The organism is Streptomyces sp. NPDC104106 (assembly GCF_055584345.1).
In genome coordinates this window covers 269,073-289,080 of record NZ_JBVJMF010000002.1, presented here as the reverse complement: position 1 = coordinate 289,080, position 20,008 = coordinate 269,073, and the positions used below count along the sequence as shown (strand labels likewise).

At 74.6% G+C, this 20,008-nt stretch carries 21 protein-coding genes; 15 read left to right on the top strand and 6 right to left on the bottom strand.

The window, feature by feature from the left end:
- Positions 1 to 29: 29 nt before the first annotated feature.
- Positions 30 to 506 carry an indole-3-glycerol phosphate synthase gene (locus ACZ60X_RS05235; RefSeq protein WP_469593472.1) on the bottom strand — a complete coding sequence of 159 codons (477 nt, stop codon included), beginning with the start codon at positions 504 to 506 and terminating at the stop codon, positions 30 to 32.
- A 132-nt stretch (positions 507 to 638) separates the two neighbouring features.
- On the bottom strand, positions 639 to 1,490 hold the full coding sequence (locus tag ACZ60X_RS05230) for a pyrimidine reductase family protein (protein WP_469593470.1): 852 nt from the start codon (positions 1,488 to 1,490) through the stop codon (positions 639 to 641).
- A gap of 37 nt (positions 1,491 to 1,527) precedes the next feature.
- On the opposite strand from ACZ60X_RS05230, the gene zapE reads away from it, so the two are divergent.
- The 7 genes from zapE to ACZ60X_RS05195 all read left to right on the top strand — a co-directional run bounded on the left by zapE (position 1,528) and on the right by ACZ60X_RS05195 (position 7,741).
- Entirely contained in the window at positions 1,528 to 2,631 is a 1,104-nt protein-coding gene (gene zapE / locus ACZ60X_RS05225; protein ID WP_469593468.1) for a cell division protein ZapE, read from the top strand.
- 198 nt (positions 2,632 to 2,829) lie between these two features.
- Positions 2,830 to 3,228 carry a hypothetical protein gene (locus ACZ60X_RS05220; protein ID WP_469593466.1) on the top strand — a complete coding sequence of 133 codons (399 nt, stop codon included), beginning with the start codon at positions 2,830 to 2,832 and terminating at the stop codon, positions 3,226 to 3,228.
- Positions 3,229 to 3,333: 105 nt separating this feature from the next.
- Positions 3,334 to 3,912, top strand: a complete 579-nt coding sequence (locus tag ACZ60X_RS05215; protein ID WP_469593464.1) for a carbonic anhydrase — start codon at positions 3,334 to 3,336, stop codon at positions 3,910 to 3,912.
- 8 nt (positions 3,913 to 3,920) lie between these two features.
- Positions 3,921 to 5,405 carry a SulP family inorganic anion transporter gene (locus tag ACZ60X_RS05210; RefSeq protein ID WP_469593462.1) on the top strand — a complete coding sequence of 495 codons (1,485 nt, stop codon included), beginning with the start codon at positions 3,921 to 3,923 and terminating at the stop codon, positions 5,403 to 5,405.
- Between the two features lie 200 nt (positions 5,406 to 5,605).
- On the top strand, positions 5,606 to 6,715 hold the full coding sequence (locus ACZ60X_RS05205; protein ID WP_469593460.1) for a slipin family protein: 1,110 nt from the start codon (positions 5,606 to 5,608) through the stop codon (positions 6,713 to 6,715).
- Between the two features lie 10 nt (positions 6,716 to 6,725).
- Positions 6,726 to 7,298: a YbhB/YbcL family Raf kinase inhibitor-like protein gene (locus ACZ60X_RS05200; RefSeq protein WP_469593458.1), complete on the top strand. Its 573-nt coding sequence runs from the start codon at positions 6,726 to 6,728 to the stop codon at positions 7,296 to 7,298.
- Between the two features lie 251 nt (positions 7,299 to 7,549).
- Positions 7,550 to 7,741, top strand: coding sequence for a hypothetical protein (locus ACZ60X_RS05195; protein WP_469593456.1), 192 nt, complete (start codon positions 7,550 to 7,552; stop codon positions 7,739 to 7,741).
- Between the two features lie 9 nt (positions 7,742 to 7,750).
- On the opposite strand, the gene ACZ60X_RS05190 is transcribed toward ACZ60X_RS05195, so the two are convergent.
- A complete protein-coding gene (locus ACZ60X_RS05190; protein WP_469593454.1) occupies positions 7,751 to 8,422 on the bottom strand; it encodes an ABC transporter in 672 nt (223 codons plus the stop codon).
- Complete coding sequence (locus ACZ60X_RS05185; RefSeq protein ID WP_469593452.1) at positions 8,419 to 9,324, bottom strand: ATP-binding cassette domain-containing protein; 906 nt, start codon at positions 9,322 to 9,324, stop codon at positions 8,419 to 8,421. The genes ACZ60X_RS05190 and ACZ60X_RS05185 overlap by 4 nt, the downstream gene beginning before the upstream one ends.
- Positions 9,325 to 9,367: 43 nt before the next feature.
- Between ACZ60X_RS05185 and ACZ60X_RS05180 the strand changes: the two genes are divergently transcribed.
- The 7 genes from ACZ60X_RS05180 to ACZ60X_RS05150 all read left to right on the top strand — a co-directional run bounded on the left by ACZ60X_RS05180 (position 9,368) and on the right by ACZ60X_RS05150 (position 16,520).
- On the top strand, positions 9,368 to 10,084 hold the full coding sequence (locus tag ACZ60X_RS05180; protein ID WP_469593450.1) for a peptidyl-tRNA hydrolase: 717 nt from the start codon (positions 9,368 to 9,370) through the stop codon (positions 10,082 to 10,084).
- Positions 10,085 to 10,093: 9 nt separating this feature from the next.
- Complete coding sequence (locus tag ACZ60X_RS05175; protein WP_469593448.1) at positions 10,094 to 10,732, top strand: TetR/AcrR family transcriptional regulator; 639 nt, start codon at positions 10,094 to 10,096, stop codon at positions 10,730 to 10,732.
- Positions 10,733 to 10,820: 88 nt separating this feature from the next.
- Positions 10,821 to 11,429: a TIGR03086 family metal-binding protein gene (locus ACZ60X_RS05170; RefSeq protein ID WP_469593446.1), complete on the top strand. Its 609-nt coding sequence runs from the start codon at positions 10,821 to 10,823 to the stop codon at positions 11,427 to 11,429.
- Between the two features lie 120 nt (positions 11,430 to 11,549).
- Entirely contained in the window at positions 11,550 to 12,887 is a 1,338-nt protein-coding gene (locus tag ACZ60X_RS05165; RefSeq protein ID WP_469593443.1) for an MbnB/TglH/ChrH family RiPP precursor modification enzyme, read from the top strand.
- Positions 12,888 to 13,115: 228 nt separating this feature from the next.
- Positions 13,116 to 13,826, top strand: coding sequence for a DUF4142 domain-containing protein (locus tag ACZ60X_RS05160; RefSeq protein ID WP_469593441.1), 711 nt, complete (start codon positions 13,116 to 13,118; stop codon positions 13,824 to 13,826).
- Positions 13,827 to 13,931: 105 nt separating this feature from the next.
- Positions 13,932 to 14,717 (top strand): TIGR04222 domain-containing membrane protein, encoded by a 786-nt coding sequence (locus ACZ60X_RS05155; RefSeq protein ID WP_469593439.1) that lies wholly within the window; start codon positions 13,932 to 13,934, stop codon positions 14,715 to 14,717.
- Positions 14,718 to 14,876: 159 nt separating this feature from the next.
- Positions 14,877 to 16,520 (top strand): alpha/beta hydrolase, encoded by a 1,644-nt coding sequence (locus tag ACZ60X_RS05150; protein WP_469593436.1) that lies wholly within the window; start codon positions 14,877 to 14,879, stop codon positions 16,518 to 16,520.
- A 65-nt stretch (positions 16,521 to 16,585) separates the two neighbouring features.
- Here ACZ60X_RS05150 and hemQ read toward each other — a convergent pair whose 3' ends face one another.
- Positions 16,586 to 17,317 carry a hydrogen peroxide-dependent heme synthase gene (hemQ, locus tag ACZ60X_RS05145; protein ID WP_469593434.1) on the bottom strand — a complete coding sequence of 244 codons (732 nt, stop codon included), beginning with the start codon at positions 17,315 to 17,317 and terminating at the stop codon, positions 16,586 to 16,588.
- A gap of 4 nt (positions 17,318 to 17,321) precedes the next feature.
- Complete coding sequence (gene hemG, locus ACZ60X_RS05140; RefSeq protein ID WP_469593432.1) at positions 17,322 to 18,836, bottom strand: protoporphyrinogen oxidase; 1,515 nt, start codon at positions 18,834 to 18,836, stop codon at positions 17,322 to 17,324.
- A 168-nt stretch (positions 18,837 to 19,004) separates the two neighbouring features.
- Between hemG and ACZ60X_RS05135 the strand changes: the two genes are divergently transcribed.
- Complete coding sequence (locus tag ACZ60X_RS05135; protein WP_469593430.1) at positions 19,005 to 20,003, top strand: DUF4349 domain-containing protein; 999 nt, start codon at positions 19,005 to 19,007, stop codon at positions 20,001 to 20,003.
- The last annotated feature ends 5 nt before the right edge of the window (positions 20,004 to 20,008 follow it).

The window sequence follows — 20,008 nt, the reverse complement described above, 5'->3', positions numbered from 1 at the left end:
CGATCTCGTACCTTCTTTGACAGCCGACGTCACTGGGCCTTGCTGTGCGAGAACAGCTTCAGCACCGGCACCCCCACCTTGTGCCGCGCCCGTGACGCCCAGTCCCGGTGGAAGAACTCCTCGACGTAGTGCGGATCGGTCAGCACGATCACCTCGTCGGCGGACACCTCCGCGACGAGGGACTTCAGCGCGTCCAGCGGATGGTCCTCGACCAGCCGCCCCTCGGCCCGGCTCCCCGAGGCGCGCAGCGCCTGCACGGAGACGTCGAGGGCCTGCTGCCCGACGCTCCTGGCGTCGTCCCCCTCAGGGGTCTCGTGCTCCCGCACCGCCTCGTCCAGTTCACCGAGCGCGATGTCGTCGATGGCCCGCAGCAGGCGGTCCGCCTGGTCGCCGCGCGGCTGGAGGAGTACGTGGAAGGTGACCGGCTCGTCTCCGTGCAAGGTGGTGACGAACTCCACGTCGGCGGACGTCAAGGCCTTCTCGATCATCAGAACGCTTGTGAACACCAAACGCCTCTTCTCCTCCGTGGGCCCCGACAGGGCCGCTGCGGAAACCATCCTGCCCCGTGCCGCCACGGTTTCTGCCGGTACTTAAGTCTGCCCTCCGGAAGGTAAACGGAACGACAGATTCCGCTGCTTTCAGGACCGACGGTAACGGCCGAACAGGAATCCGGCTTCCTCCAGGAGGGACACGAGGGAGAAGTGCCGCGGCACGGCGACCGGCGGGCCCCCGGCGATGCGCTGCGCGGCGCCCGCCGTGAGCATGGGCGACAGGGTCAGGCACATCTCGTCCAGCACCTCCGCGGCGATCAGCTGGCCGAGCAGCCGGGGCCCGCCCTCGGTGAGCAGCCGGGTGTGGCCGAGTTCCGCGAGGGCGTGCACCGCGCGGGCCGGGTCGACGCCCATGCCGTCGCCCGCGACCACCACCCGGGCGCCGGCCTTCTCGGCGGCGGCGACCCGGTCCGGGGCGGCCGCGGCCCCGGTGAGGATCAGCGTGGGCACCAGGGGCGAGGTGAACAGCGGCAGCGAGAAGTCCAGGGCCAGGCCGGCGGTGACGACCGCGATCGCCGGTGCCGGGCCCTGTCCGGCGGCCTTGCGGGCCCCTGCGAACTCGGCACGCGCGCGTGCCGGGCGGTAACCCTCCTGGCGTACCGTTTCCGCGCCCACCACGACGACGTCCGCGAGCGCCCGAAGGGTGCCGAAGATGCGCATGTCGGCGGCGCAGGAGATGGGCTGCGAACGCCCGTCGTGCTGCGCGGCGCCGTCCAGGGTGGAGACCATGTTGGCCCGCAGCCAGGGCTGCGGGCCGCCCGGCCCGGGCTCCGGGTAGGCGTAGGCGGCGGCGAGCTCGGCCAGGCTCCACTCCCGGTCCGCCGGCGCACCGGCCCCGACGCCGGCGGCTCCCCCACCGCCCTCTCCCCCCGTCCCCTCACCTGGGGCCAGGGAGTCGCGGGCTGCTGTCTGGTCGGTCACAGGGAACAGGCGTCGCATGTCGTGCAGTGTGACACGGCGCTTAGCATGGGTAATCGTGTCGTCCTCCACCACCGCCCCCGGATCCGGCCCCCTGACCGACGCGGGCCCCCTGTCCCTGTGCGCCCGCGAGCCGCACGTCCCCGCGGACCGGCTGGTCGCCGAGATGGTGCCGCCGCCGCGCTTCGACTCGGTCCGCTTCTCGACGTACCTCCCGGACCCGAACCAGCCGAGCCAGACCGAGGCCGTAGGGGTCCTGGAGGGCTTCGCGGCCGGGCTCGGCGGGGCGCACGCCTCCGGCGCCGGCAAGCGCGGATTCTTCGGCTTCGGCAGGGCCAAGGCGGCCAAGGCCCCGGCCGGGCCGCGCGGGGTCTACCTGGACGGTGGTTACGGCGTCGGCAAGACCCATCTGCTCGCCTCCCTCTGGCACGCCACCCCCGCCGAGCCCTCCCGGAAGGCGTTCGGCACGTTCGTGGAGCTGACGAACCTGGTCGGCGCCCTCGGCTTCCAGCAGACGGTGCAGACCCTGTCCGGGCACAGCCTGCTGTGCATCGACGAGTTCGAGCTGGACGACCCGGGCGACACCGTCCTGGTCTCCACGCTGCTCGGCAAGCTGGTCGACGCGGGCGTCGCGCTCGCCGCCACCTCCAACACGCTGCCCGGCAAGCTGGGCGAGGGCCGGTTCGCCGCCGCCGACTTCCTGCGCGAGATACAGGGGCTGTCGGCGCACTTCCGCACCCTGCGCATCGACGGCGAGGACTACCGCCACCGCGGCCTGCCCGAGGCCCCGAAGCCCTTCTCCGACGAGGAGGTGGCGAAGACGGCGTACGCCACCGAAGGCGCCTCGCTGGACGACTTCCCGCATCTGCTGGAGCACCTCGCGCGGGTCCACCCGAGCCGGTACGGCGCGCTGACCGACGGGGTCAGGGCCGTGTGCCTGACCGGCGTGGAGCCGGTGCCCGACCAGTCGACGGCGCTGCGGCTCGTGGTGCTCGCGGACCGGCTCTACGACCGTGAGGTCCCGGTGCTGGCCTCGGGGCTGCCGTTCGACCGCCTCTTCAGCGAGGAGATGCTGAACGGCGGCTACCGCAAGAAGTACTTCCGCGCGATATCCCGGCTCACCGCGCTGGCCCGGGACGCCAAGGGGCTCGTCGGCGCCTGACACCGCCCTCCAGTCGATCAAGCTGCCGCGGGTCAAGGGCGAGTTCACGCCACGCGACCCGCACTTTCCACGCTCTCTTGTGCGCGTAACGCGCAGTTAACCCTGCAAAGGCCTTCGCCGGGTTACCGTGTCTCTTGACCATTCATTGACCAATGCTTGGTCTGGACAAGAGGCATGGATCCACGGCGGGAGGTGCGCATGTTCCGAGGTGCGACGGCCCGGACCCTGCTCGCCCTGCTCGCCGCCACACTGCTCGCGTTCCCGCTCTTCGCTCCCGCGGGATCCTTCGCATCCGCGCACACGCTCAGCCAGGCTCAGGCCAAGGCCGAGCCCGGAATCGCCTCTCCCGTCAAGCCGGCGCGCGACGGTGGCGCCTCAGTGCGCGTTCCAGGCTGCCCGGGCGACCCCGTGGGCGTTCCGCACCTGCGCGACAGACAGCGCTGCTCGACCGCCTGCTGCGCGCAGGAACACCCGCTCATAGCCGGCCGGGCCGTCGGCGACACCGACGCCCCGGGCACCCCCGGTGCCGTCGAGCCGCACGGCCCGAGACCCCCAAGAGCTCACACCCCGGCGGCACTTCAGGTCTTCCGCTGCTGACAGCCGGTCAGCTCGGGTCCGGCCACCGGGCCTTTTCTCGCCCCCCACAATCCGTCGTTCAAGTCCGACGCGCCCGTGCAGGCGCGCCAGGAGGAACCCACACCCATGCAGCCCCTCATCGACAACGCCCGTAGCTTCGGACAACGCCCTGAGGAGTTCGCCGGGCTCGCCGAAGGCCAGTCCCCGCAGGTGCTCTTCATCACCTGCTCCGATTCCCGGGTCGTCCCGGCCCTGATCACGGGCGCCCGCCCCGGCGAGCTGTTCGAGCTGCGCACCGCGGGCAACATCGTCCCGCCGCACACCTCCGAGCACCCCACCAGTGAGGCCGCCACCATCGAGTACGCCGTGCAGGTGCTCGGCGTCCGCGACATCGTCGTCTGCGGCCACTCGCACTGCGGCGCGGTCGGCGCGCTGGTGCGCGGCGACGACCTGACCGCCGTACCGGCCGTGCGCGACTGGCTGGCGCACGCCACCCCGCGCCCGGCCGGCGCGGCCGAGGACCCGGAGGTCGCCGAGGGCGTGCAGGCCCATGTCCTGACCCAGCTGCTGCGGCTGCGCTCCTACCCCTGTGTCGAGCGCCGGATCGCGGAGGGCCGACTGGGCCTGCACGCCTGGTACTACGAGGTGCACACCGGCGCCGTACGGGCGCACCGCCCGCAGACCGACACCTTCGAGTCCCTGTGAGCGCGCCGATGACCACCAGGAATCCCTTCATATCCCGTTTCCCCCACGCGCGGCAGGACTTCGCCGCGTCCCTCGTCGTCTTCCTGGTCGCGCTGCCGCTGTGCGTCGGCGTGGCCGTCGCCTCCGGAGTCCCGGCCGAACTGGGCCTGGTCACCGGCATCGTGGGCGGCCTCGTCACCGGGCTGATGCGCGGCAGCAGCCTGCAGGTGTCGGGGCCGGCCGCCGGCATGACCGTCCTCGTCTTCGAGGCGGTCAAGGAGTACGGCCTGCCGGTGCTCGGCGTGATCGTGCTCGCCGCCGGAGCGATCCAGGTGGCCATGGGCCTGCTGAGGCTCGGCCGCTACTTCCGCGCCATCTCGGTCTCCGTCGTCGAGGGCATGCTGGCCGGAATCGGTCTGGTCCTCATCGCCGGACAGCTGTATCCGGCGCTGGCGGCGAAAGCGCCCGATTCCGGTCTGGGCAAGATCGCCGGGCTGCCCGGGGCGTTCTGGGACGCCCTCGGCGCAGGCGCGGCCCTCGCCTCGCTCGCCGTGGCGGCGGGCACGATCGCGGTCCTGCTGCTGTGGAAGCACGCCCCGGCGAAGGTGCGCGCCCTCCCCGGCCCGCTGGCCGCGGTCGGCCTCGCCACGCTGGCCGCGTTCGCGCTGGACCTGCCGGTCGCCACCGTGGAGGTGCGGGGCCTGCTGGGATCGATCCAGCCGCCGCCGCTCAGCGCCTTCGGCGAACTGGCGAGCGTCGGTGTGCTCGGCACGGTCGTCGCGTTCACGCTGATCGCGTCCGCCGAGTCGCTGTTCAGCGCGGCGGCCGTGGACCGGCTGCACTCCGGACCGCGCACCGAGTACGACAAGGAGCTGGTCGCCCAGGGAGCCGGCAACGCGGTGTGCGGTCTGCTGGGCGCGCTGCCGATGACGGCGGTGATCGTGCGCAGCGCGGCCAACGTCCAGGCGGGCGCCCGGACGAAGGCCTCCCGGGTCATGCACGGTGTGTGGCTGCTGCTGTTCGCCGCGCTGCTGCCGGACGTGCTGGCGTACATCCCGATCCCGGCGCTCGCCGGCATCCTGATCTACTCGGGCGCCAAGCTGGTGCCGGTCCGGGCGCTCGCGGGACTGTGGCGCGAGAACCGGGGCGAGGCCCTGATCCTGGCCGTGACCGCGGTCGCGATCGTGGCGGTCAGCATGTTCGAGGGCGTGCTGGTCGGCCTGGCGCTCGCGGTGGTCAAGACCGCCTGGGAGGCCTCGCACATCAAGCTGGAGGTCATCGACAAGGGGGCGGGTCCGGTCGACGCCCGCCTGTCGGGCAACGCGACGTTCCTGCGGCTGCCGAAGATCCTCGACAGCCTGGAGTCCCTCCCCCAGGACCGCCCGGTCCGCCTGGACCTGTCCGGCCTGCACCACCTGGACCATGCCTGCCGCACGGCCCTGGAGAACTGGGCCGAACGCCACAGCGCGGCCGGTACGGAACCGGTGAAGGTCACGCTGGCCCAGGCCGCCTGACGGCCACCGCCCAAGCCGTCCGGCAGCCGATGACCCGGCCGCCGGACGGCCCCTGTCCCCGGGCCGGGATGCCGACGCCCCTCGGCATCCCGGCCCGGCCCTTGTGGGCCCGGCCTTCCACGACCTCTCGGCAGACCGGCCCAATCGGCTTATGGTTGCAGGAGCGGACAAAAGCGGACCTCTGGCGTGAGGAGGTCACCATGCTCTCTGAGTTGCTGGGCGCGATCGCGGCGGCGGGCTCCGCCGGTGTGGTCTATCTGGCGATGGCTGCCCGGGTCGTCAAGCAGTACGAACGCGGCGTGCTCTTCCGGCTCGGCCGGGTCACCGGGGACGTACGTACACCCGGCCTCGCCCTGGTGATCCCGTTCGTGGACCGGCTGTACAAGGTCAACATGCAGATCGTCACCATGCCGATCCCGGCCCAGGAGGGCATCACCCGCGACAACGTCACCGTCCGGGTGGACGCGGTCGTCTACTTCCGCGTGATCGACCCGGCGAGTGCCCTGGTGAAGGTCGAGGACTACAAGTTCGCGGTGTCGCAGATGGCCCAGACGTCGCTGCGCTCGATCATCGGCAAGAGCGACCTGGACGATCTGCTGTCCAACCGCGAGAAACTCAACCAGGGCCTGGAGCTGATGATCGACAGCCCGGCCGTCGGCTGGGGCATCCAGGTGGACCGGGTGGAGATCAAGGACGTCTCCCTGCCGGACACGATGAAGCGGTCCATGGCCCGCCAGGCCGAGGCGGACCGCGAGCGCCGGGCCCGGATCATCAACGCCGACGCCGAACTGCAGGCCTCCAAGAAGCTCGCCGAGGCCGCCCAGCAGATGGCCGACACCCCCGCCGCACTCCAACTTCGGCTGCTGCAGACGGTGATGGCGGTGTCGGCCGAGAAGAACTCCACGCTGGTGCTGCCCATCCCGGTGGAGTTGCTGCACTTCCTGGAGCGGGGCAACCAGCCCCCGCCGAACGGCACCGGCACCCAGCACACGCCCGCCGTCGGTGAGGAGCGGCGGGCACCGCGGGCCGAGGAGGCACCGCGCGCGCTGGGCGGGGACGGTGCGGGGCCCGCGGCGGCCCGCGGCGGCGTACCACCGGCGCTGGACGGCGACGAGGTGCGGACTGCGCCGGCTGGTGACGGGCTGCACGATGCGCCGGGCAGCGAGGACGCGCGGCCGACGCCGGGTGGTGACCAGGTGCGCGGCGCGCTCGGTGGCGACGTGCCGCGCGCGCCGGGCGCCGAGGGCGCCGGGCCCGCGCCGCAGGGCGACGGCGCGCCGGACGGTGACGGAGGGGCGCGGTCCGGCTAGCGTGCCGGGCATGCGGAAGAGCGTGGCGGCCCTGGTGGCCGTGCTGGCCGGTGCCGCCGTCGCCGGGTGCGGGGGCGGCGGCGCGGGCGGTACGAGCCAGGAGAGCGCGAGCGCGCCACCTGCGACGGCGGCCGGGCGCATGACGGTGACGAGCACCGCGTACGCCGAGGGCGGCACGTTTCCGCGCCGCTTCACCTGCGACGGCGAGAACGTCTCGCCCCCGCTCGCCTTCGCCGGCGTACCCGCCCGGACGGCTTCCCTGGCGCTGCTCCTCCAGGATTCCGACGCCCCGCACGGCACGTTCACGCACTGGCTGGCGTGGGACATCGGCGCGCGCACCACGCGCCTGCCGGCAGGCGCGCGTCCGCCGGGCGCGAGCGAGGGCCGCAACGACTACGGGAAGACCGGCTACGGCGGCCCCTGCCCGCCCCGTGGCGACCGCCCGCACCGCTACGTCCTGACCGTGTACGCCACCGACCGTCGCCCGTCCCTCGCCGCGAACGCCACCCCGGCCGACCTTGTGCGCGCGCTGTCCGGGCACACCCTCGCCGAGGGCACGCTGACCGGCCGGTACGGCCGCTAGTGCCCCGGCAGGCAACGTTCGCCCATCACGGAGCTGCGTCCGGTGCGTGCTGTCGGCATGCCGGCCGGAAGTCCTCGTACTGGGCGTACGTGGGCTTTCGGCCGGTGCGGCGTGTGGGGGGCACCTCCCGCGCAGCGGGGGAGCGTGCCGGGCGTCGCGACGGGGCGAACGCCGCCTGCCCGGGCACGAGCCCCGGCCCCCGGCGGACCGCGCGGCCCCGCCCGCGTCGCCGGGCGTCCTACGCTGGACGTATGGGCGACGAGGACGACACGGCGTACTGCACGATCGTCGATACGGCGAAACCGCCGGAGACCGACGGCCCGCCGTACGCCGAGTGCGTGCTGTGCCGGGAGCCGACGCAGTACCCGGAGTCGTACAAGGGCATCACGCTGTGCCCCCGGTGCGAGTGGCAGGAGGCGCAGCGCACCGCCTGTTCCGGGTGATCTCCCCGCTCAGGGCGACCGGCGGTCGCTGAGCCAGGCGGCCGCGGCGAAGGCGGCGGCGGTGAGCACCAGGGCTCCCGCCAGCGGCAGCAGCGGCACCGGCGCCCGGCCGGTCTGCGAGCCGTTGACCAGGCCGCTGACCGCCGCCCGTGCCGGGGAGCCGGTGAGGACCACCGACAGCAGCGCGCCCAGCAGCATCGCGGGCACGGCGCGGCCGGTGGAGCGCAGTACCGGCCGGTTGGTGAGCGCGCCGACGGCCGCTCCGATCAGCCCGCAGGCGAGCGTGGCCGGCAGCCCCGCCGCGCCGGCCGCCACCCGGGGCACGTGGACCTGGTGGCCGTTGTCCGCGGGGGCGCTGATCAGCGTCACCACCGCGGTCGCCGCCACCCCGAGCACCGCCGCCGCGAGCAGCGCGGTCACCAGGGCGGCGAGATGCGCGCGTACGGGACCGCGGGCGGCGGCGACGCAGGCGCGGGCCGCGTCCGGCTCGCCGGTGACGCAGATGCGCACCAGCCAGGCCGCCACCGGCAGCAGGCCCGCGGCCGTGTAGCCGAGCGAGTCGAGGACGGGCTGACCGCTCTGCACGCCGATCCCCAGGTACGCGGCGTACAGGATCACCGGCGGCAGCCAGCGCTGGGAGCGCACCAGCAGTTCCGTCTGGTAGCGCAGGAGTGCGGTCATGAGCGGCTTTCCGGGTCGGGGGGCGGTGGTACCGGGCCGTCGGGGTCCGGTGCGGGGTCGGGGGGCGGGGTCACGCGCACGACGTGCCAGGGCGGGCGGGCCGCGAGCAGGGCGCGCAGCAGGACGTCCGAGTGGGAGACGGGGACGGTGAGGCGGTAGCTGCCGGGTGCCGTCTCCTCGGCGGTGGCGAGGGTCCGTGCCGCGTCGGGCGGCAGCGCCGCGCCGGCCGGCCCCCGCGCGACGACCTCGGTGCGCGGCCCGGCCAGCGGACTCCCGCTCCGGGTACGCCGGTCGAGCCCACCGTCGCGCACGGTGTAGACCGCGTCGGGCGCTCCGGCCAGCCGACGGGGGTCGTGGTCGACGAACACCACGGCGCCCCCGGTGGCGGTCCGTTCGGCGACCGCCCGCTCCAGCTCGGCCCGCGCGGCCGTGTCCAGACCGGTCCAGGCCTCGTCCAGCACCAGCAGTTCCGGCTCGCCGAGCAGGGCCTGGGCGACGGCGACCTTCTGGCTGCTGCCCTTGGACAGCCGCGCCATCGGGGTGTCGGCGTGGGCGCCGGCGCCGAACCGCTCCAGCCAGGCGCCCGCGGCCCGCCGCGCCGTGCGGCGGCTCAGGCCGTGCACCGTGCCGAGGTGGGTGAGGTAGCCGAGCGGGGTGAAGGGGAGCGCCGAGGGGAAGCGCTCGGGGACGTACGCCGTCCGCGGGCGCCCGGTGACACGGCCCTCCGTCGGGGCGTCCAGGCGGGCGAGGAGGCGCAGCAGGGTGGATTTTCCGGTGCCGTTGGCTCCTTCTATGCGAGTGAGAGTGCCGGGCGCGATGGCGAGGTCGACGCCTCGTAACACCCAGGGGCCGCGGATGCCGTAGCGGCGGCCCACGGCGGACAGGCGTAGGTCACGTTGCATGGACCGATTGTCATCGGTGCGGGCCCCCTTAAGGTTGACCGGTGTGAGCCCTGATTCCACACCGCCGAGCGATCGTCCCGTCCAGGCCGAGCCGAACCCCCGTGACGAGGCGCCGCAGTTCGTCCTGCCCCTCGTCGTCCGGATCGAGCGCGCCGCACCGCCCGCCCGTACCGACGCGCTGGAGACGGCCGCCCGGGCCGTGCTGACGCTGCTCGCGGACGAGCGGGCCGGCGGGGACGGCGAGTGGGCCGAGGCGGTGCGCAGCTGGGAGGACGCGCGGATCCGGAAGGTGGTCCGGCGGGCCCGGGGCGCCGAGTGGCGGCGGGCCGAGGCGCTGCCCGGGATCACGGTGACCGGCAAGTCGGCGCAGGTGCGGGTGTTCCCGCCGATCCCGCTCGACGGCTGGCCGGCGGACCTGGCGAAGCTCCAGGTGTCCGGCACCGAGCTGGACGACCCGGAGCCGCCGCTCGCGGCCGACCCGGCCCAGCCCGTGCTGTGGCTGAACCCGGAGCTGGAGATGTCGGCGGGCAAGGCGATGGCCCAGGCGGGGCACGGCGCCCAGCTGGCCTGGTGGGCGCTGTCCGGGGCGGAGCGTGCGGCCTGGCGGGACGCGGGCTTCGCGCTCGGCGTGCGCGCGGCCGCCCCCGCCGACTGGGCGCGGCTCACCGGAGGCGGGCTGCCGGTGGTGCGGGACGCCGGCTTCACCGAGATCGCGCCGGGTTCCTGCACGGTCGTCGCCGATCACCCGGCGCTGCGCTAGGAGAGGCCGATGACGCGGGTCGACGGGCGGGTCGAGCGGGGCAACCGCACCCGGCGGCTGGTGCTGCGCCGTGCGGTGGACATCGCCTCGGTCGAGGGCCTGGAGGCGCTCAGCGTCGGCCGGCTCGCCGCCGAGCTGGAGCTGAGCAAGAGCGGGGTGTTCGCGCTGTTCGGCTCCAAACAGGAGCTTCAGCTGGCCACCATGCGGGCGGCGGCGCGCATCTTCACGGACCGGGTGCTCGGGCCCGCCGCCGAGACCCCGCCCGGCATCGGCCGGGTGTGGCGGCTGTGCGAGCTGTGGCTGGAGTACTCGCGCGACCGGGTCTTCCCGGGCGGCTGCTTCTTCTACGGCGCCATGGCCGAGTACGACGCCCGTACCGGCCCGCTGCACGACGCCGCGGTCCGCGCCCAGCGCGACTGGTCGGCGCGCGTGGAGGGCGTGCTCGAGGAGGCCCGTACGGCGGGCCAGCTGCGGGCCGGCACGGATGTCGGCCAACTCGCCTTCGAGGTGGTGGCGTTGCTGGAGACGGCGAACGCCCTGTCGGTGCTGCACGGCGAGGACACCGCCTACCGCAGGGCGCGGGTGGCCATCGCGGCCCGGCTGCGCGACGCGGCCGCGGCCAGCGCGCCGTTCCCCCAAGTCCCCTGATTCGGCGACCCGTTGACCCGGTCCGGACGACTGCAAGAAGCGCCCGAAAAAATAAGCACGATCGTTCGCTTTGTTTTATGCTCGCGCCATGACTGGGACCGGAACGGATTTCGTGGAGCTCGACCGGGTCGCCGTCCAGGAGGCCGTGCGCCTGGTGGACCTGGCCACGGCCGCGGACTGGACGCGGCCGACCCCCTGCGCGGGCTGGGACCTGCGCCGGCTCGTCGCCCACATGACCGCGCAGCACGTCGGGTTCGCCGCCGCGGCGCGGGGCGCAGGGCGGGAGCCGGAGCACTGGCGGGAACCCGAGGACATGCGCGAGCCCGCCCGCGAGCACCGGTCGGCCGCGGACTCGGCGCTCAGGGCCTTCGCCGAACCGGGCGTGACCGGGCGGGAGTTCACGCTGCCGAACCTGGGCGGCATTCCGGGTGACCGGGCCGTGAGCTTCCACTTCGTCGACTACGTGGTGCACGCCTGGGACGTCGCCGCCGCCCTCGGCACCAGGGTCGAACTGCCCGAACACGTCCTCGCCGGCGCGCTCGCCGTGGCCCGTGCCGTACCCGCCGACCCGGACCGGCGCGGCCCCGGCTCCTCCTTCGGCCCGGCGCTGGAGGTGCCCGAGGGCACCGGCCCGCTGGCGGCGGCGCTGCGGCTGCTGGGCCGCAGCCCCGAGCGGTGGCCGGCCGGGGCGGCCTGACCCCGGGCGGACTCCCGGATTCCGAGCCGAACCTCAAATGTTGCTCTGAACGCGACAAGAAGGGGATTCGTGCCCGCCCGCCGGGGCGATACCTCCGCCATGCGCACGAGGGGAGGGGCCATGCGCCGACTGGGCACGGGGATCGGCTGGCGGCCGGAGATCGCGGACGCGGTGGAGCGGATGCCGGGGGTGGACTGGGTGGAGGTCGTGGCGGAGAACGTCTGCCCCGGCCACCTCCCGGAGTCGCTGCTGCGGCTGCGCGAGCGCGGCGTGACCGTGATCCCGCACGGCGTCTCCCTGGGCCTCGGCGGTGCCGACCGGCCCGACGCGGGGCGGCTGGCGGCGCTCGCGGAGCGCGCGGAGGCGTTCGGATCGCCGCTGGTCACCGAGCACATCGCGTTCGTCCGCGCGGGCGGGGCGCTCACCGCCTCGGCCCCGCTGGAGGCCGGGCACCTGCTGCCGGTGCCGCGCACCCGGGACGCCCTGGACGTGCTGTGCGAGAACGTCCGCATCGCCCAGGAGTCCCTGCCGGTTCCGCTGGCGCTGGAGAACATCGCCGCGCTGTTCTCCTGGCCGGGCGAGGAGCTGACCGAGGAGCGGTTCCTGTCGGAGCTGGTCGAGCGCACCGGCGTACGGTTGCTGATCGACGTGGCCAACCTGCACACCAACCACGTCAACCGGGGTGAGGACCCGGCCCGGGCCCTGGCCGGGCTGCCGCTGGAGGCGCTCGCCTACGTCCATGTCGCGGGCGGCTTCGAGCGCGACGGGGTGTGGCACGACAGCCACGCCCACTCGGTGCCGCGCCCGGTCCTCGACATCCTGACCGACCTCGCCTCCCGGACCGCCCCGCCCGGGGTGCTGCTGGAGCGGGACGAGAACTTCCCCGCACCCGCCGAGCTGGAACGGGAGCTGGCCCTGATCCGGGACGCGGTGACGGCCGGGCGGGAGAAGACCGGCACCGGTGGCGGTACGGGGGCCGCCACCGGTGCCCGTACGGCGGCGGGCGGGGCCGGCGGCGTCGCCGTGCTCACGCGGCCGACGGTCGCCGCGCGCGAGCGGGTCGGCGTCGCCCAGGCCGCGGTCCTGTCCTCGCTGGTGGCCGGTACGCCGCTGCCCGAGGGCTTCGACCGGGCCCGGATGCGGGTGCAGGCGCGGGCCCTCGCGGCGAAGCGCGCGGACGTGGTGGCCAGAGTGGCACCGGAGCTGCCGGTGATCCTCGGCGCCGGCTACCGGGAGCTGTTCCTGCGGTACGCACGCGAGCACCCGATGACCGGCGGCTACCGCCGCGACGCCCTGACCTTCGCCGCACACCTGCTCACCACCGGCCGCCCGCAGGACACGGCCGCCCGCCGCGAGCTGCGGCAATGGTGGCTGGACCGGGCCGGCCCCACCCCCCGGCGCCCCCGGGGACGCATGGCCCGCACGGCGCGCAGGATCCTGCCGCGACAGCGGCACTGAGCAGGTGTGGGGTCGCTCACCAGCGACGATCGGGCGGAAGCGGCCCCGAGCGGCCGCGGAGGACGGCGCGACCAGCCACAACACGCCTCACGGCCGCCGGTGCGCCGCGGCGGTCACGGCGGTGGCGCGCACCTCGCCCCGCCCCCGCGGAGAGGCGCCGCCAGTAATATGCCAAATCGCATCACACCCCTAGGCACACTCGCGTGCGGTGCGGTTACAGGAGGCGCCATGCGACCCCGACCCCCGATCAAGGGCCGAGGCATCATCAGCGGCACCGGGCTGGTCATCACGGCACTCGCGGCGACCGCCGCGGCACTGCTCTACCCGATCTGGTCCTACGCCGACCGGCAGGACACGGCCGACGCGAGCACGCTCAGCGCGCAGACCGTCGCCACGCCCTACGGCCCGCTGTCCGCCCAGGACAAAAACTTCATCACCCAGGTCCGGCTCGCCGGGCTCTGGGAGCTGCCCGCCGGCGAGCTGGCGCAGCACAAGGGCACCACGGCGGCCGTCCGCACCGCGGGGCAGCATCTGGTCGACGGGCACACCTCGCTGGACACGCACGTCCGCACGGTCGCCACCCAGCTCGGGGTGCCCCTGCCGAACGAGCCGAACGCCCAGCAGAAGCAGTGGCTCACCACCCTGGACAAGGCGCAGGGCCAGGACTTCGACCGCCAGTTCACGAGCATCCTGCGCGCCGCACAGGGCCGGACGTACACGCTGGCCGCCGAGGTACGCGCCGACACCCAGAACTCCCTGGCCCGCGACCTGTCCGACGACGCGAACGCGACCGTCCTGGACTACATCAAGGTCCTGGAGGCGACGGGCTACGTCGACTTCGCCGGGCTCGCCAAGGAGCTGGCGGCCTCCCCCAGCCCCGTGCCGAACCCGCCGGCCGTCGTCCCGAGCGCCGCCGTACCGGTGACGCCGGCGCCGTAGCCCCCGCCGGACAGCGGCGAACGGAACGTCACATACCGGCCACACTCCGTCCGGATAATGAACAGGGCATGGCGCTCACCCAGACCTCTGGCATAGAAACTTGTCATGTTCTGGGTCCTTCTCCTGCTCCTGGCCTGGGCTTTCGCCGGTACGGCGTGCACCCGGCTGTGCCTGGCGGCCGTGCACGCGGCGGCACTGGACGCGGATGCCGCGCCGGCGGACCGGCGGCACGAGCACGATCTGACGCTCTACGAGGCCGCCTTCCTCTCCGGCGGCCCCGCCCGGGTCGCCGATGTGACGCTCGTCTCGATGGCCCGCCAGCGCCGCCTGCTGCTCGCGCACACCGGCTGGGCCACCGTGGTGGACCCGCGCGGCCGCGACGAGATCGAGCAGTCCGTCATCGGGGCCATAGGGCCGGAGGGACAGTCCCGGATCCAGCCCGTACGGGCACGCGCGGCCGGCGCCGAGGCGGTACGGCGGCTCGCCGACCGGCTGGAGCGGGCCGGGCTCGCCGTCCCCGAGGGCGCGGGCGGGACCGTGGGGACGGCCGTGCGCCAGGTGCGGGCCGCCGCACTCACCGCGGCGGCGCTCGGCGTGACCGCGCTGCTGGCGCCCGTCCACACCGGGACCCCGCGGCTGCTGGTCGCCCTGTGGTTCGCCCTCCCCCTCACGCTCTGCCTGAGCTGCCTGGTGATCGCCCGCTTCGAGGTGCATCCGTACTCCCGGTGGGCCTCACCGGCCGGGCTGCGGCTGCTGGGGGCGCTCAGCCGCGGGCAGGGCGGGGACGAGCGGTCGTTCCTCACCTCGGTCGCCGTCCGCGGGACCCGCGCGATCGGCGAACCGGAGCTGCGCGCGGCCTTCACCCACCGCGACCAGCCCTGGCGGGAGTGAGCGCGCGCTCCAGAGCACGCGAGGGGGCGCATCGGGGCATTGACGCCGACACCGGCCGGGCGGTGCTTGCCTTCCCCCACGGCCGGCCGAAACATCCCTTGTGTCGTCGCGGGGCCTGGCAGCCGTGCCATCGCCGCCGCCACGCGGAAGGGATACGCGATGAGAGCTGCCGCCCTGTACTCGGCCGCCGGGTCCTTGCTCCTGACCACCCTGGCCGTCGCCCCGGCGGGACACGCGCTCGACGCCGCGCCCGGTGCTCCCGGCATCGCCGAGGTGCGCGGCACCGCGGTGGCCGCGGCCCGCGCCCGCGCGCGGGGCATCGACTTCGGCGCGTGCTCCGCCGCCGACATCCCCCGGGCGCCGAGCGGCCTGCGGTGCGGCACGGTGCGCGTCCCGCTGGACTACGCGCATCCCGACGGCACGCAGATCGAGCTGACCGTCAGCCGGAGCGCGGCGACCCAGAAGGACCCGCGCAACAGCAAGAGGCGGGTGCCCCGGCAGGGCGCCCTCGTCTACAACCCCGGCGGTCCCGGCGGCTCCGGCATGTACTTCCCGCTGATCGGCGCGGACCCGGCGTGGCAGGGCATCGCCGCCGCCTACGACCTCGTCGGCTACGCCCCGCGCGGCGTGGGCCGCTCGGCGCCGCTGTCCTGCGAGGACCCCCAGCACTTCTTCACGGGCCCCAGCGCTGCACCGGTGCACCCGTCGGAGGCGTACAAGCGGCAGCGCGTCGCGCGGGCGAAGGCCTACGCGCGCGGCTGCGCCCAGCGCTCCGGGGGCAAGCTGCGCTTCTACACCTCCCTGAACAACGCCCGCGACCTGGACGTCCTGCGGGCCGCGCTGGGCGAGGACCGGCTGACCTTCGTGGGGGCGTCGTACGGCACCTACTTCGGGGCGCTGTACGCCTCGATGTTCCCCGCGCACGTACGGCGCATGGTGCTGGACTCGGCGGTGAACCCGGCCCCGGAGAAGATCTGGTACCGCGACAACCTCGACCAGTCGGCCGCGTTCGAGGAGCGCTGGGCGGACTTCAAGAACTGGATCGCCCGCCACGACGACGTCTACCGGCTCGGGAACACGGCGCGGAAGGTGCAAGCCAGCTACGACACCGCGCGCGAGCGGCTGGCCGGGAAGGCGGCCGGCGGGAAGGTCGGCCCCGGTCAGCTCCAGAGCGCGTTCCTGACCGCCGGGTACGACGACGGCTACTGGCCGAGCCGGGCCGCGGCGCTCTCCGCCTATCTGAAGGGCGACCCGAAGCCGCTGGTCCGGCTGGCCGCGCCGACCGCGGACACCGCGGCGCAGGCGGAGAACATGAACGCGGTGTACACGGCCGTGGAGTGCAACGACGCCCCCTGGCCGACGGACTGGCGGACCTGGGACCGGGACAACACCCGGCTCGCCCGCACGGCCCCCTTCGAGACCTGGGACAACGCGTGGATGAACCTGCCGTGCGCCTACTGGCCGGCGCCCCGGCAGCAGCCGCTGGACGTGCGGACCGGACCGGGTGAGGTGCCGCCGGTGCTGATCCTGGCGGCCGAGCGGGACGCCGCGGCGCCGTACGCGGGCGCGCTGGAGATGCACCGGCGGCTGGCGGGCTCGGCGCTGGTGACCGAGCGGGACGCCGGGACGCACGGCATCGCGGGGGGCGCCAACCGTTGCGTCAACGCCCACTTCGAGGCGTACCTGCTGTGGGGGCGGGTGCCCGGCCGGCAGGCGTCGTGCGCACCGCGGGTTCCTCCGGCGGTGGGGCCGGCGAAGGCGTCACGGCGGGACTCGCCCACGAGCGCGGCCGCAACCCGCTGACGGCCTGCCGGGGTGCCGCGGTGTGCCGTCCGGCGGCCGCGGCCCCGCGTCGGCTCCGGGACGCCCTACGCCAGCCCCGCCACCAGGTCCGCGATGTCCTTGCGGCGGCCCGTGTAGAACGGGATCTCCTCACGGACGTGCCTGCGGGCCTCGGAGCCGCGCAGGTGGCGCATGAGGTCGACGATGCGGTGCAGCTCGTCGGCCTCGAAGGCGAGGACCCACTCGTAGTCGCCGAGGGAGAAGGAGGCGACCGTGTTGGCGCGCACGTCGGGGTAGCCGCGGGCCATCTTGCCGTGGTCGGCGAGCATGCGGCGGCGGTCCTCGTCCGGCAGCAGGTACCAGTCGTAGGAGCGCACGAAGGGGTAGACGCTGACGTAGTTGCGCGGCGTCTCGTCGGCGAGGAAGGCCGGGATGTGCGAGCGGTTGAACTCGGCCGGCCGGTGCAGCGCCATGTTGGACCACACGGGCTCCAGGGCGCGGCCCAGCTTCGTGCGGCGGAAGAGGTTGTACGCCTCCTGGAGCTGGTCGCTGGTCTCGGCGTGCCACCAGATCATGAGGTCGGCGTCGGCGCGCAGGCCGGAGACGTCGTAGGTGCCGCGGATCGTGACGTCCTTGGCGGCGAGCTGGTCGAACAGCTCCTGGACCTCGTCGGCGTAACCCGCGCGGTCCTCGGGCAGCACCTCCTTCAGCCTGAAGACCGACCACAGCGTGTAACGGATGACGTCGTTGAGGTCCTTGGCCAGCTTGCCCTTGTTCGGGATCCTGCCGGGCTCGGTGGTAGGGGCATCGTCGCTCATGGTTCTATTCTCCCGCTCCGCCGTGGAGACTTTGCACCGGGTTGGCCGTCAGCTCCCGGATTCCGTCCAGGTCGCCGCCGAGCTGGTCGACGGCCGCGTAGGCGCTCGCGATGCAGGCCGGGATGCCGACGCCGTCGTACTGGGCGCCGCACACGGCGAGGCCGGGCAGTTCGGCGACGCGCGCCCGGATGCGGGCCACGCGCGCGTGGTGCCCCACGGGGTACTGCGGCAGGCCGTCGGTCCACCGGGTGACCCGCGTCGCGAGGGGCTCGGCGTCCAGCCCCGTGGCCTCGCGCAGATCGTGCCGGGAGACCTCCACCAGGGCGGCGTCGTCGCGCTGCAGGATCTCCGTCTCGCCGTGGCGGCCGACGGAGGTGCGCAGCACGACCACGTCCGGGTCCTCCTTCGCGATCCAGCCCCACTTCTGGGAGGCGAAGGTCGAGGCCTTGATGGTGCGGCCGTCGACGGGCGGCACGAGGAAGCCGCTGCCCTCCGGGAGCGTCAGGTCCGCGCGCCGGTAGGCGAGCGTGACGAGGGCCATGGAGGCGTACTCGACGGCGGCGAGTTCGGCCGCCGCGGCCGGTGCCTCGGCACGCAGGAGGCCGGCCGCCGCACCGGCCGGGACCGCGACGACCACCGCGTCCGCGTGCAGCACCCGGTCACCGGCGACGACGCGCCATGCCGCGTCCTGCGGCGCGCCCGCGCGGTCGGCCTCCGCCCGCTCGTGCCCGGCCCCCGGCCGGGCCGTGCCGGTCCGGCGCAGCTCCCGCACCGGCATCCCGGTCAGGATCTCCCCGCCGCGCGTCCGTACCGCCTCGGCGACCGCGAGCGGGAGGCTTCCCACACCGCCCTCGATGCCCATGAAGACGGGGCCGGTCTGCCGGCCGGCCGCCGCCCTGGCCTGGATCTCGCGCACGCCCTCCGTGAGGGAGGCGTGGGTGCGGGCGGCCTGGAAGAGCTGGGGGACGGCCGAGCGCATCGAGATGCGGTACGCGTCGCCCGCGTAGACCCCGCCGAGCAGGGGCTCGACCAGGCGGTCGACGACCTCGCGGCCGAGCCGCGCGGCCACGTACTCCCCCACGGCCACGTCGTCGCCGACCTCGGTGCGGGGCAGGTCGGCGTCGCGCTCGATGCGGGCGAGGCCCTCGTCGGACAGCACGCCGCTGAGCGCGGCGGCGGTGCCGGGCACGCCCATCACGTGGCCCTTGGGCACGGGTCGCAGGGCGCCCCGGGTCCAGATCGAGGCGGTCGCGGTGGCCGGCGGCTGAAGACGGCCGTCGAGACCGACCTCGCGCGCGAGGGTGACCGCTTCGGGGCGGCGGGCGAGCATCGACTCGGCGCCCAGGTCGACCCGCACACCCGCGATCCCGCCGGGCAGCAGCTTGCCGCCGACGCGGTCCGCCGCCTCCAGCACGGTGACGCGCGCGCCGCGTTCGAGCAGCCGGTGGGCCGCGGCCAGCCCGGCGATACCGGCTCCGATGACGACGACGTGCTCCGTACGCGTACCCGTTGCGCTCATGTCCCCACTGTCTCAGACCCCACTGACACTCCGGCCGCGGCCCGGTGATCGCGGCGAGGCCGGACCGTGACCGCTTCGGAACCACGGCGCCCCCAACGTTCCCGCCCGCCCCTGCGTCGAAGGAGCGTCCCGGATGACCACCCTTCACCACCCTCGGGGGCACCACAGATGCGCACACGACCGTCACCACACTCACCACGTTCCGCACGCCGCCCCGTCCGGCCGCTGGCCGGGCTGCTGCTCGCGGCCTGTCTCGCGCTCACCGGGTGCGGCGGGGGCGGCTCGGGCGGTACCTCGGCCAAGTCCGCCGCGGACACCGGGGCACGGCAGCAGGGCACCGGCGGCGGCGCGGCCGGTGCTGCTCCATCGCCCCGACAGGCACCCGCGCTCCCACAGAGCGCCGTCGTGCGCACCGCCTCCCTGACCGTCGAGGTCAAGGACGCCGCCAAGGCCCTGGCCGAGGCCCGTACGACCGCCGAGCGCGCGGGCGGCTACGTCGGCGAGGAGACCACGAGCAGGGACGCCGACGGCCACGAGCGCACCCGGGTCGTCCTGCGCGTGCCGAGCGCGAGCTACGACCAGGTCCTCGCCGGTGTGCAGGGGACCGGCCGGCTGGTCGAGCGCACCGCGAAGGCGGTCGACGTCACCGACCAGGTCGTGGACGTCGACAGCCGGGTGCGCTCGCAGCGGATCGGAGTGGACCGGATCCGCGCGCTGATGGGCCGGGCGGACAAGCTCAGCGATGTCGTGTCCCTGGAGGGCGAGTTGAGCAGTCGCGAGGCCGATCTGGAGGCCCTGCTGGCGCGCCGGGCGTCCCTGAAGGACCGCACGAGCCTCGCCACCATCACCCTGTCGCTGTCCGAGCGGCCCGCGCACCGGGCCGCCGCGGACGGCGCCCCGGGCCTCGGGGACGCCCTGTCGGGCGGCTGGCACGTGTTCGTCACGATGCTGCGCTGGATCGCCCTCGCGCTCGGCGCCGCCCTGCCGTTCGCCGCCTTCGCGGCCCTGCCGGCGCTGGTGTGGCGGCGGCTCGTACGGCGCCGGCTGCCGCGCCGTGCCGAGCCCGCCCCCGTGATGACGGCGCTGGGCCCGCTGCCGTCGGCGCGCCCGGTACCGGATCCGGACGCGCCCGGTACCGGCCGGGACCGACCGGCGGGTGCCCCGTAGCGTCT

Coding starts and splice junctions, on each gene's coding strand:
- ACZ60X_RS05230 (WP_469593470.1), bottom strand. CDS start 1,490: ATGCGACGCCTGTTCCCTGTGACCGACCAGACAGCAGCCCGCGACTCC.
- ACZ60X_RS05220 (WP_469593466.1), top strand. CDS start 2,830: ATGTTCCGAGGTGCGACGGCCCGGACCCTGCTCGCCCTGCTCGCCGCC.
- ACZ60X_RS05215 (WP_469593464.1), top strand. CDS start 3,334: ATGCAGCCCCTCATCGACAACGCCCGTAGCTTCGGACAACGCCCTGAG.
- ACZ60X_RS05210 (WP_469593462.1), top strand. CDS start 3,921: ATGACCACCAGGAATCCCTTCATATCCCGTTTCCCCCACGCGCGGCAG.
- ACZ60X_RS05205 (WP_469593460.1), top strand. CDS start 5,606: ATGCTCTCTGAGTTGCTGGGCGCGATCGCGGCGGCGGGCTCCGCCGGT.
- ACZ60X_RS05200 (WP_469593458.1), top strand. CDS start 6,726: ATGCGGAAGAGCGTGGCGGCCCTGGTGGCCGTGCTGGCCGGTGCCGCC.
- ACZ60X_RS05195 (WP_469593456.1), top strand. CDS start 7,550: ATGGGCGACGAGGACGACACGGCGTACTGCACGATCGTCGATACGGCG.
- ACZ60X_RS05190 (WP_469593454.1), bottom strand. CDS start 8,422: ATGACCGCACTCCTGCGCTACCAGACGGAACTGCTGGTGCGCTCCCAG.
- ACZ60X_RS05185 (WP_469593452.1), bottom strand. CDS start 9,324: ATGCAACGTGACCTACGCCTGTCCGCCGTGGGCCGCCGCTACGGCATC.
- ACZ60X_RS05175 (WP_469593448.1), top strand. CDS start 10,094: ATGACGCGGGTCGACGGGCGGGTCGAGCGGGGCAACCGCACCCGGCGG.
- ACZ60X_RS05170 (WP_469593446.1), top strand. CDS start 10,821: ATGACTGGGACCGGAACGGATTTCGTGGAGCTCGACCGGGTCGCCGTC.
- ACZ60X_RS05165 (WP_469593443.1), top strand. CDS start 11,550: ATGCGCCGACTGGGCACGGGGATCGGCTGGCGGCCGGAGATCGCGGAC.
- ACZ60X_RS05160 (WP_469593441.1), top strand. CDS start 13,116: ATGCGACCCCGACCCCCGATCAAGGGCCGAGGCATCATCAGCGGCACC.
- ACZ60X_RS05155 (WP_469593439.1), top strand. CDS start 13,932: ATGTTCTGGGTCCTTCTCCTGCTCCTGGCCTGGGCTTTCGCCGGTACG.
- ACZ60X_RS05150 (WP_469593436.1), top strand. CDS start 14,877: ATGAGAGCTGCCGCCCTGTACTCGGCCGCCGGGTCCTTGCTCCTGACC.
- hemQ (WP_469593434.1), bottom strand. CDS start 17,317: ATGAGCGACGATGCCCCTACCACCGAGCCCGGCAGGATCCCGAACAAG.
- hemG (WP_469593432.1), bottom strand. CDS start 18,836: ATGAGCGCAACGGGTACGCGTACGGAGCACGTCGTCGTCATCGGAGCC.
- ACZ60X_RS05135 (WP_469593430.1), top strand. CDS start 19,005: ATGCGCACACGACCGTCACCACACTCACCACGTTCCGCACGCCGCCCC.